The sequence below is a fragment of the Clostridium sp. genome (genome assembly GCF_050717545.1).
Taxonomy (GTDB): domain Bacteria; phylum Bacillota; class Clostridia; order Clostridiales; family Clostridiaceae; genus Clostridium_AD.
In genome coordinates this window covers 18,312-29,811 of sequence record NZ_JBOITN010000009.1, presented here as the reverse complement: position 1 = coordinate 29,811, position 11,500 = coordinate 18,312, and the positions used below count along the sequence as shown (strand labels likewise).

General features: G+C 31.3%; 9 protein-coding genes. 6 read left to right on the top strand and 3 right to left on the bottom strand.

Going from position 1 to position 11,500, the window contains the following annotated elements:
* Positions 1-333: 333 nt before the first annotated feature.
* A complete protein-coding gene (locus ACREVX_RS02525; RefSeq protein WP_431542546.1) occupies positions 334-885 on the bottom strand; it encodes a hypothetical protein in 552 nt (183 codons plus the stop codon).
* Positions 886-1,321: 436 nt separating this feature from the next.
* Between ACREVX_RS02525 and ACREVX_RS02520 the strand changes: the two genes are divergently transcribed.
* The 3 genes from ACREVX_RS02520 to ACREVX_RS02510 all read left to right on the top strand — a co-directional run bounded on the left by ACREVX_RS02520 (position 1,322) and on the right by ACREVX_RS02510 (position 3,458).
* Positions 1,322-1,759 carry an HI0074 family nucleotidyltransferase substrate-binding subunit gene (locus tag ACREVX_RS02520; RefSeq protein ID WP_431542549.1) on the top strand — a complete coding sequence of 146 codons (438 nt, stop codon included), beginning with the start codon at positions 1,322-1,324 and terminating at the stop codon, positions 1,757-1,759.
* Between the two features lies 1 nt (position 1,760).
* Entirely contained in the window at positions 1,761-2,060 is a 300-nt protein-coding gene (locus ACREVX_RS02515; protein WP_431542545.1) for a nucleotidyltransferase domain-containing protein, read from the top strand.
* A gap of 204 nt (positions 2,061-2,264) precedes the next feature.
* Complete coding sequence (locus tag ACREVX_RS02510; protein WP_431542544.1) at positions 2,265-3,458, top strand: MFS transporter; 1,194 nt, start codon at positions 2,265-2,267, stop codon at positions 3,456-3,458.
* 139 nt (positions 3,459-3,597) lie between these two features.
* Here the strand turns inward: ACREVX_RS02510 and ACREVX_RS02505 are convergent, their stop codons facing one another.
* Positions 3,598-4,239 carry a DUF4397 domain-containing protein gene (locus ACREVX_RS02505; protein WP_431542543.1) on the bottom strand — a complete coding sequence of 214 codons (642 nt, stop codon included), beginning with the start codon at positions 4,237-4,239 and terminating at the stop codon, positions 3,598-3,600.
* A 187-nt stretch (positions 4,240-4,426) separates the two neighbouring features.
* Complete coding sequence (locus ACREVX_RS02500; protein WP_431542542.1) at positions 4,427-5,776, bottom strand: APC family permease; 1,350 nt, start codon at positions 5,774-5,776, stop codon at positions 4,427-4,429.
* A gap of 195 nt (positions 5,777-5,971) precedes the next feature.
* Between ACREVX_RS02500 and ACREVX_RS02495 the strand changes: the two genes are divergently transcribed.
* The 3 genes from ACREVX_RS02495 (at position 5,972) to cphA (ending at position 11,347) form a co-directional block, all read left to right on the top strand.
* Complete coding sequence (locus ACREVX_RS02495; protein ID WP_431542541.1) at positions 5,972-7,651, top strand: Mur ligase family protein; 1,680 nt, start codon at positions 5,972-5,974, stop codon at positions 7,649-7,651.
* 150 nt (positions 7,652-7,801) lie between these two features.
* The gene (locus tag ACREVX_RS02490) at positions 7,802-8,605 is read left to right on the top strand and encodes a cyanophycinase (protein ID WP_431542539.1); all 804 of its coding nucleotides are present in this window, start codon (positions 7,802-7,804) and stop codon (positions 8,603-8,605) included.
* Between the two features lie 90 nt (positions 8,606-8,695).
* On the top strand, positions 8,696-11,347 hold the full coding sequence (gene cphA / locus ACREVX_RS02485; RefSeq protein WP_431542538.1) for a cyanophycin synthetase: 2,652 nt from the start codon (positions 8,696-8,698) through the stop codon (positions 11,345-11,347).
* Positions 11,348-11,500 lie beyond the last annotated feature (153 nt).

Genomic DNA, 11,500 nt, shown 5'->3' with positions numbered 1-11,500 from the left:
ACAATTTAATATCCATTTTATGTAATCATTCGTGTTTACCAATGGTCTTTTTGTTGTGCTTAAAATTAATCAAAATAATTCTAAATAAATTTCAAACTAATAGTTGACTTTAACTAGCTGGTCTTTATTTTTTTATATAGGATAATGTTGTATTAATTATATCATGAGAATACGATATATGATACTGGTAGATATATGTAGTGGTTTAGGTATCCTAAGAAATTTTAGACATAAAAATACTCTCCCTTACAATTTTTAGAAAAATTATTTATCTAAATTATTGCCAAGAAAGAGTACTTTTTATTCTATTTACACATTACAAGTTATACTAATTTATTTTCTAAGTTCCTGTCTACCAGTTACTTTACTTGTAGCATCCATTGTAAATGTGGATTTAACTTCATTACTAGTAAAATATACATTTCCGTTAACTCTAGTATCTATTAATCTAAAGTTCTTTGTCGAAACATAAAGGTCACCATTATAAGTTCCATGTTGTAAACTATTGCCAGTACTAACTTTAGATTCAGTTTTTGTACCAGTTTCTGTACCAGTTCCCACCCTGTTTCCGGTATCTTCTCCAATAGCGGCACCAGTTTTTGCTCCGGTATCTGTGCCTACTCCTGTAGATGTACTATATTTTGCTCCTGCATCTGTACCTATTCCTGTAGATGTACCATTTTTTTCTCCCATATCTGTACCTGCTCCTGTAGCTGTACCCTGTTTAACAGTTGTATCTGGATATTCTGTACCTGGAACTACATTACGAGTTTCCATGTCTGTTCTCGGTGGCGTTACTTTTGGCATTACAGGTGCTTGCCTAGCACATCCCACAAAAAATATAGTTAGTAACGGTAGCATTAATAATTTGTTTTTAAATTTCATTACAAAACCTCCTTATTATTAAAAAATATTAATTTATAAATTTAGTATAACCGTACTTATCAATATAAATGTAATATAAATGTTATACTAAATAACAAATAATACTTAAAATAACAAAGTTTATTATTATTATTATAAATCTATTATAAAAATAGCAATTACTAAACAGACACTAAAACCTTGCCAATGCTTTCATAATATAGTCCTTCTTTCAATAATTTTAATTATTAGAACTATTATATAACTTTAGTATAATAATAGCAATTATGACATAATATAAAAGAAATAACTTTATTTTGCGGATGTTAGTAGCACATCTTACTAAGAAAAGTTGATCAAGTAAAATTCGTTTAGGAGTGACGAGTTTAAAAAACATATAGAATTGATGGGTTTATATATGGTAAAATAATATATAACTTAGAAAGGTGGATTGAGTATTATGGGAATATTAGATAAATACGATGAATCAATAAAATTATCATATAATTACGCATATAGAATGTTAGTTCATTTAAAGAATATCACAGATAATTTTAATAATATAAAAGATCCAGATGATATAACAATAGAGGTATATAGAGACTCTATTATTAAAAAGTATGAAACATTAGAAGATTTAACTTGGAAGTTACTCTCAAAGATTTTTAAGGTTTCCGGATTAGAAATAAATAATCCAAGAGGTTGTTATAAACAAGCCTTTAAGGAAGGATTGATCAATAATATAGAAATCTGGAATGACATCTTATTATCAAGAAACTCCACATCACATATTTATGACGAGCAGGATTATGATAATATTAAAAATAAGATAGTAAGTGATTATACTGATGCCATAGAAAATCTATTATGCAATCTTTCGAAGGTGGTAATGTGATATGTATGGAATTGAGAAAGAAGTATATAAAAATCTGATTAATTATTTCCAATATAATAGTAGTATTGATAAAGTTATATTATTTGGGTCAAGAGCAAAAAAAACAGAAAATATAAATTCAGATATAGATTTATGTATAGGGTTTACAGGTAAAAGTAAAGGGAGTACGGTAGAAGAAATAAACGATATAATAGGGATTTATTCTTGTGATATTGTTTTTATAGGTACATTAAATGAAAATATAAAAATACAGGTAGCTAGAGATGGAATTGAAATTTACAGTAAAATGGAAAGAATATAAATGAAAAACTTGGCGGCAGCAGAGTGAGGTGAGAACACTGAAATATACATAAATATTTCAGTGCTTTTTTTGTTGCAAAAGTAGAGCTAACGATAGCAATTCATTTTAAATATATTTTTTTCTATTATTTAATAATCCACCCATTGCTATGATGAATATAGGAATTATAAAGTAATGTGAAATATAATTGGAGGATCGGTTTTTATGAATCAGCGCGGAGATATATCTATACAAAAAGAGTTTGAACTAAGTGGTTTTTTGATTATATTAATGTCAGTTTCCAGTGCAGTTACCGTAGCTAACCTGTATTATTCCCAGCCTTTACTGGAAGTATTTTCTAAATTTTTTAATGTACCATCCACCATGATTGGAATTGCAGCTATGCTGACTCAAATCGGTTATGCAATGGGACTTGTTTTCATAGTTCCATTGGGAGATATTAGAGAACGCCGACGCCTAATCATGACGATGTTATTTTGTTCAGCAATAGCACTACTTGGTCTCTCATTTGCTTCAAACATATGGTGGTTATTAATCAGTTCTTTCATAGTTGGGCTGACTTCGATTACTCCAATGTTGATTGTGACGATAGCGGCACATCTAGCAAAACCAGTAGAAAGAGGTAAGGTGATTGGAAACGTCATGAGTGGGCTACTAATTGGTATCCTATTATCCCGTGTGTTTAGCGGAATTATAGGATCGATTTTAGGATGGCAGAGTGTTTATCGCATAGCTGCTTTAATGATGATCTTATTAATTCTGATATTCAATTTTTGGTTTCCAAAATCTGTTCCAGATACTATGATGAGTTATGGAAAATTACTTAAATCTATAGCTGTACTACTACGAAATCAACCAGTTTTAAAGGAATGTTCATTAATTGGTGCAATGATGTTTGCCACCTTCAGTGCATTTTGGACCACACTCTCTTTTTTACTTAAATCACCAGTCTACAATTTAGGGGCTAAAGCAGCGGGACTTTTTGGATTAGTGGGAATTGTAGGAGCTTTGGCAGCTTCTAATGTAGGAAGAGTTGCTGATAAAAGGGGATCTCGATTAACCTTAACTATAGCGATTATACTCTCTACGTTGTCGTATATTTGTTTTTGGATTTTCGGATATCGAATTTGGGGACTCATTAGTGGAGTGATTTTGTTGGACTTAGGAATCCAAACTGGTCAAATTTCCAATCAAACCCGTATTAATACTTTAGATGCCACAGCCCGCAGTCGCAATAATGCTGTGTATATGGCGTTTTACTTTTGCGGTGGTGCATTAGGTTCATTACTAGGTACCTTTTCTTGGGGATTGTTTGGCTGGATTGGCGTATGTGGCTGTGGAATGATTTTTCAAATAATTGCAGCTATAATTCATTTTTGGGGTATACAACGCAGATAAAAACATGTCAGTTGTAACATGTTTTTATCTGCGTTGCATAATAATTATTAATAACTTAGATGAGTCTTTTTATAAGTGTAATTTGTTAGCCGTTAATAAGGATGAAAATTGGTATCAGTTATGGTTTAATTTTACCCTATTATCTTGGCTCTGGTACTGCTATAGCTTCTAAAGGTGGAGATTTTCCAACTAGGCCAACTGCATAGATAGTATAGTAATTATTAGGATTTAATTTAACATTTGGAACAGTTAATACTATATTGCCAGTACCAGTAGGACTGACTTTGAAGGTATATGTTCCTTCAGGAACGCAAACATAATGCGTAGTATCTTTATAAGGGATATTATTGAATACTTTTGTACCATCAGCTAATGTTATATCAACTGCTGGTGCATTTGGAGAAAGATGAACAAATCTTACACAAGCTTTGCCACTAGTGTTAGCAGTGATTGGTTCGGGAATAGGAAGCAAACTAATATTAGGAAGAGTTCCTATAGCGGCTACAGTAAATACAGTATTTTTAGGGATAAATACATTTGTATTTATAACAGGGTTTGTCATTTGACCTGAAGGATAAACCTTAATATTGTAGTCTCCAGGAGGAACAGGCAGATATTGTGATAATTCCTTATATGCAAGATTCTTTACAATAAGATTTCCGTTGGCATAAACATCTACAGCTGGCGAATTAGGAGAGGCATGGAATACCCTAATACGAGAACTCATCTGCATACCTCTGTAGAAATAATCTGAGGTGTTAGCATATGGACAATAAAACATTGAATTTCCCCTTTATATCATTAATCAATATTATAATATGTAATAAATAATATAATGTTCATACTAGTTTTGAGGCAATTCTAAATTGTTAAAACGCCATTGTAATATTATTCGATTATAAGGTTGACAGCCATGAACCACATTCATATAACCCTGTTCCAATAAATGAATGTAATGAGGTGGGATTCTACTTTGAATTCTTTCTCATATAAAAGTACACAGGGAATCCTAGTAAAGTTATAATTATTCCATAAGTTGCATTGGAGGAATCTGTTATAAAAGTACTTACAAGTATAAATACACCTCCGATAATCCCTATTAATGGTGTAATAGGGTAAAAGGGAACTTTATAGGATGTTTTTATATCCTTATGTTTACTTCTTAAGATGAAGATACCTGCAACACACATAGTAAAAAATATCCACATTATAAATACAATTAGATTTGTAAGAGTATCAAAGGAACCACTTAATATATAAAAGCATGCGAGTATTACTTCAAATGCAAATATATTGATAGGTGCTTTAAACCTATTATCAACTTTACTAAAAAACTTTGAAAAAGGTAAAAGCTTATCTTGAACCATTGCGAAAGGAATCCTAACCCCTGTCATTAAATATCCATTTAATGCTCCAAAGATAGAAATCATTATTCCACCGGCTATTAAGGCAGCACCAATGGGTCCAAACAAGATTTCTGCTACATCTGAAGCTGGTTTAGAGGACGCTATTACCGCTGTGATGGGCATTACGTTTATTATTGCTATATTAATAAATAAATAAACTATTATTATTACGAATAGTCCTATAATTATAGATTTTGAAATATCCTTTTTACCATTCTTAAGTTCACCACTCATGTTACCAACGCTAATCCAGCCATCATAAGCCCATAAGGTACCTAAAACTGCTGCTCCAAAGCCTGCAATGCCTACTGAGTTTAATGAAGCTACTGGTGCTATAAAATCATGAGCAGTCCCTTTCACTAAACCAACTATTATGATAACAAGTATTGGAATAAGTTTTCCTATAGTAGCAACAACCTGAAGTTTGCTTCCAAGCTTTGTTGATATAATATTTATGACCATGAGGAAAAATAAAATAAATATAGCTAGTATTTTTTGCTGCATTGCTGTCATTGAGGGTATAAAATAAGTGGATTGAGTGACTAGGACTATTGATAATGCTGCTACTACTCCTGGTACATAAATTAAGGTTTGCATCCATCCAAATAAAAATGCACATTTTTCACCATATAATTCTTTAAGATAAACGAAAACTCCACCAGTGGTTGGAAAAGCTGTAGCTACTTCAGCAACTGTTAAAGCAGAGGCTGTTGTTATTAGCCCTCCAATTACCCAAGCCATTATTCCTAGCATTGGTGTGCCAGCATTTTTAAAAACTGAGGAAGCTTTAAAAAATATTCCAGAACCTATAACCATACCTATAACTATAGTAATACCTTCTAAAAGTCCTATCTCTTTTTTTAGCCACTTAGAAATAGTAAGCTCATTATTTTGCGTAATTGACTCTTTCATAAATAATCATCTCCTTTTTTTCAAGTATTTTATAATTAATCTAGTACATTAATTATTATTATAATTAAGACAGTTATAGAACTATTAAAATAACTCACACTTCATCTAACTAATATAAAATATGAATAAATAATTAATATAAGATAACAATATCGTAATGAGCATAAATAAATATCCATAGGAGATGATTACTACTTGAAAATTATTAGTTTTAGGGTTTTTAAGGGAAGGAATATATATTCTCACAAGAAGTGTATAAGGCTTAACCTAGACTTAGAAGGGTATAGTGAAATTCCAAGTAAAAAGATTTTTGAATTTAATAATAGTTTGGTAAATATATTACCGGAGCTTGCTGAGCATATATGTGGTATAGATAATAACGATAAAGATTTTAATAAGGCGCATGCAGATGGCGCTTATTTGGCACATATATGTAATCATATTATACTTGCAGTCCATAATATGATTGGTGTTAAAGTAAGTTATGGAAAGGCAAAGGAAGTATTTGGGGATAATTGTTATGTAATTTATCAATACCAATTTAAGGATACAGGGATAGAGGCCGGAATTATAGCAGTGGATATAATTAATTCATTAATTCATAGGTCTAAATTAGATTTAGATTTAAGATTAATTGAACTAAGAAAAATATTAATTAGTGAACAGGATAAATTAATTAAGGATATACCTAGGAATATTCCGATAGTAGCAATAACAGGAACTAATGGAAAAACTACTACTACAAGGCTAATAACACATATACTTACAATTTCAGGATATATAGTTGGAATGACCACAACTAGTGGGATTTATATAAATGAAAAATGTATATGTAAGGGTGATATGTCAGGTCCTAAGAGCGCTTTAGTTGTTCTTACAAATAAAGATATAAATGCAGCTGTACTTGAGACTGCACGTGGTGGAATAATAAGAGAAGGTCTTGGTTATGATCTTGCAGATGTTGCAGTTATTACAAACATAACAGAGGATCATATTGGGATAAATGAAGTTAAAACCATAGAGGACTTAGCAAGAGTTAAAGCTTTGGTTGGTGAAGCAGTTAAAACTAATGGTTATGTGGTTATCAATGGAGATGACAAAATTAGTATAAATATTTTGAATAGGTTCAAGAGTAAGCTTATTATTTTTTCTATGGATAAGAACAATGTGATCATGCAAGCTAACATTAGAAATGGCGGATGTGGAATTTATTTAGATGAAGATTATATGATTGTACAAAAAAATACTGATATTAAAAGGTTGATTAACATAAATAAAATAGGAATAACAATGAAAGGTATACTCAAGTTTAATATAGAAAATGCCATGGCAGCTTGCGGAGCTGCAATAGGGCTAGGCATAGATTATGACATTATAGAGCAGGGGTTAACGTCATTTTACAGTGATGAAGATCAGAATCCTGGGAGGTTTAACCAATATTTTGTTAATGATGTAATGGTAATCTTAGATTATGGGCACAACATTGCAAGCTACAAGGCTGTATTTAGTGCACTTAAGAATATAGAACATAATAAACTTATAGGAGTTATTGGGGCACCAGGAGATAGACTTGACAGTTTTATACTTGAAGTTGGTAAATATGCAGGAGAAAATTTAGATTTCATTTTTATAAAGGAATACGAAGATAAAAGAGGTAGAGCTAAAGGCGAAGTAGCGAATATTATAGAAAAAGGAGTGTTAAAATCGGAGTTAAATAGTACAAACATAAAGAAGATTTTAGTGGAAGCTGATGCATTCAGAGCTGCCTTAGATCTTGCAGAACCTAAAGATATTATTATAATCTTTATTGAACATCCTAAACCTTTTATAGATATAATGAGAGAAAAATATAAATTAAATAAATACTCAAACTAAATTATGGTGAAAGGTTATAAAAACTTTTTCTAAGTTTAAGAGCTCTCCTAATTTCTCTAAATGATGTATATTTTTATTCAATTATCCAAATAATAAATAAGCAAAATAAGATTAGGCTGGTGTAATTTAAAATTTATTATAGGATGGTGAATGTCAATTAATATACAAGATGGGTTAATTATAATAGGTGGAGCAGAAGATAAAAAAGGCGATAAAAAAATACTTAAAGAGGTAAGTTCACATATTAAAGAGGAAAATCAACTTTTAGTTATAGTAACAGTGGCAACAGAGTTACCGGTAGAAGTAGGTAATGAATATACGAATATATTTCATGAGTTAGGTATTAAAAATATCAGAGTACTTGATGTAAGAAATAGGGCGGATGCTTTAAAAACTGAAAATGTGGAATTAATTGAAAAAGCTTCTTTAGTATTCTTTACTGGAGGCGATCAGCTTAGGATAACTAGTATACTTGGAGGTACGCCATTATATAAAAGTCTGAAGCGTAGACATTCAGAAGATTGTGCCTTTGTTGGCACTTCTGCTGGAGCATCAGTAATGAGTGATGTTATGATAGTAACAGGACTCGATGATGAATCTCCTAAAAAATGTACTCTTAAAATGGCTCCAGGGTTAGGATTAATTACTGGGGTTATAATAGATCAACATTTTGCTCAAAGAGGAAGGGTAGGAAGGTTATTAGTTGGTGTAGCAGAAAATCCAGAAGTTTTAGGGATTGGTATTGATGAAGATACTGCAATTATTGTAAATAAAAATAATATTTTAAGAGTAGTTGGTTCTGGCGCAGTTTATATTATTGATGGAAGTAATATAAGCGATACAAATGTGTCGGAACAACATCAAAATAATATATTGTCAATCTTCAATGTTAAAATGCATGTATTAAAGGATGGAAATAGATTTGACCTAACATCTAGAATACCAATTGCATAAATATGTTATTAATAATTTATTGCCAGTATTTCTTAATATTTGTATTGGTAGTAAATATAAAGGGTAGTATCTCATTAGGAGGAGAATTACATGGAAATAATTAATCATAGGGTATTTTACGGTAGAAATATATATTCACATAAAAAGTGTATAAGACTTGACCTAGACTTAGAGGGTTATAGTGAAATTCCTAGCAAAGATATTTATGATTTTAATGAAAGTTTAGTACGACTTTTGCCAGAACTTAGTAAACATAGATGTGGAATAGATGAAGATAGGGGTTTTATTAAAAGACTTACAGAAGGAACTTATTTGGCACATATAACTGAACATATTATAATAGCACTCCAAAATATGGTGGGCATAGAATTAGGTTATGGAAAGTCTAGAGAGATATCTGGTGATAATTATTATGTTATATATCAATATGAATATAAAAATACAGGACTTGCGGCTGCCAATATAGCAGTTAATATTGTTAATTCATTAATTAATAAGGAAATATTTGATATAGATTTAAAATTTAAAGAATTAAAGGAAATATTTATGGACGAACAACTTGGGGTAAGTACACTTAATATTTGTAATGAGGCAAAAAAAAGAGGGATTCCTATTCTAAGGATAGGTGAAGATAGTATTTTTCAATTAGGGTATGGTAAGCATTCTAAAATTATCCAAGCGACAATGGGAAATGATACAAGCGCGATAGCTGTAGGTATTGCACAGGATAAATTGCTAACCAAACAAATATTAGGTATGCATTGTTTACCTGTAGCAAGTGGAATTAAAGTTAAAAATAGGGTAGACGCTCTTTCCTTTGCAAAGAATATTGGGTACCCAGTTGTAATTAAACCTGAGTTTGGAAACCAAGGCAAGGGAGTTACTGTCAATATAAAAAATGAAAAACAGTTATCAGATACATATGAACTTTTAGCTCATGATTATGAAGATATAATTATAGAAAAGTTCATAAGCGGAAGGGATTATAGAGTATGTAGCGTTTACGGAGATATAGTTGCAGTGTCAGAAAGAATTCCTCCATACATTATAGGTGATGGTATAAGTACTATTGAAAAGCTGATTCATATCACAAACGATGATCCAAGGCGAGGTGATGGTCACGAAAAAGAATTAACTAAAATTAAAGTAGATGATAGACTTATAGAATATCTTGAACAAAAAGGATACACATTAAAGGTTGTCCTACCTGAAAAAGAAAAATTATTTTTAAAAGATAATGCAAATTTATCTACAGGTGGATTCGCATTGGATTGTACAGATTTAATATGTGAGGAAAATATAGAAATATGTAAAAGAGCTGCAAGTGCCATAGGGCTTGATATTTGTGGGGTTGATTTAATATGTGAGGATATAAGTAAACCAATAACTGAAAGCGGAGTAATTATAGAAATAAATGCTGCACCTGGTATTAGAATGCATCATAATCCGTGTATTGGATTACCACGTAATGTAGCAGGTCATATAGTTGATAAATTATTTAAAGATATACCAAAAAATATTCCACTAATATCAGTGACAGGAACTAATGGAAAAACTACTACTACAAGACTCATTTCACACATACTTTCCATTGCAGGATATACAGTTGGAATGACCACCACAAGTGGAATCTATATTGATGGAAAATGTACATTTAAGGGGGACACTACAGGCCCTAAAAGTGCTCTAGCCGTTCTTATGAATAAAAAAGTAGACGCAGCAGTACTTGAAACTGCAAGAGGTGGAATGATAAGAGGAGGATTAGCTTATGATCTTGCTGATGTTGCCGTTATTACGAACATAACTGAGGATCACCTTGGAGTAGATGGTGTAGAAACTATTGAAGACTTAGCTAAAGTTAAGGCTTTGGTTGGAGAAGCAGTTAAAGAAGATGGATATGTTGTAATTAATGGTGATAATGAAATGTGTATAAGTATTTTGCCTAGGCTAAAGGGCAATCTTATAATTTTTTCTAATGAAAAGGACAATGCAGTGATGAGAAGTAACCTTGATAAGGGTGGATATGCAATTTATATAGACGAGGGTAAAATTATAATCCAAAAGAACACTCATTCTGAAAGCTTAATTGACATAAAAATGATAGGTATAACAATGAATGGCGCTTTAAAATATAACACTGAAAATGCCATGGCAGCATGCGCGGCCTGCGTAGGACTTGGAATAAGTTATGATATTATTAAGAAGGGCTTAACTTCATTTCAATGTACTAATGAGCAAAATCCAGGAAGATTTAATACATATTACGTAAATGATGTAATGGTTGTATTAGATTATGGGCACAACATTGATGGCTACAGGTGTGTACTAGATGGACTTAAGCAGATAAAACATAATAAACTTATAGGAGTTATAGGTGTGCCAGGAGATAGACCAGACAGTCACATTCTACAGGTTGGCATATGTGCAGGAGAAAGTTTTGATTATATTTTTATAAAAGAAGATGAAGATAGAAGAGGCAGAGCTATAGGGGAAGTAGCAAACATTCTACTAAGAGGAGCTCAAAAATCCAACCTTCATAACCTTAACATCAAGAAGATTTTAAAAGAGAGGGATGCATTTAAAATGGCATTGGATTTTGCCAGCCCAGGCGACATTCTTATAGTTTTCTTTGAAAAGCAACTAGAACAACTTATAGATATAATAAATAACAAAATTGAGGAAGGTAAAAGTGAACCTAAATTATTAAATCATTCAAATTATATCAATAAAAAAGTACAATAGATTTTTTTGTTATCCTATACTTAAAAGATGGTTGCCACATATGGTAGCCATCTTTTAACTGTTAAATCTATATAGTTTATAGATATTTTGTCTTCACTTCCCATAATAATTGATTAACTAAAGAATAATATAGTAAAAATATAAGGAGGAAAC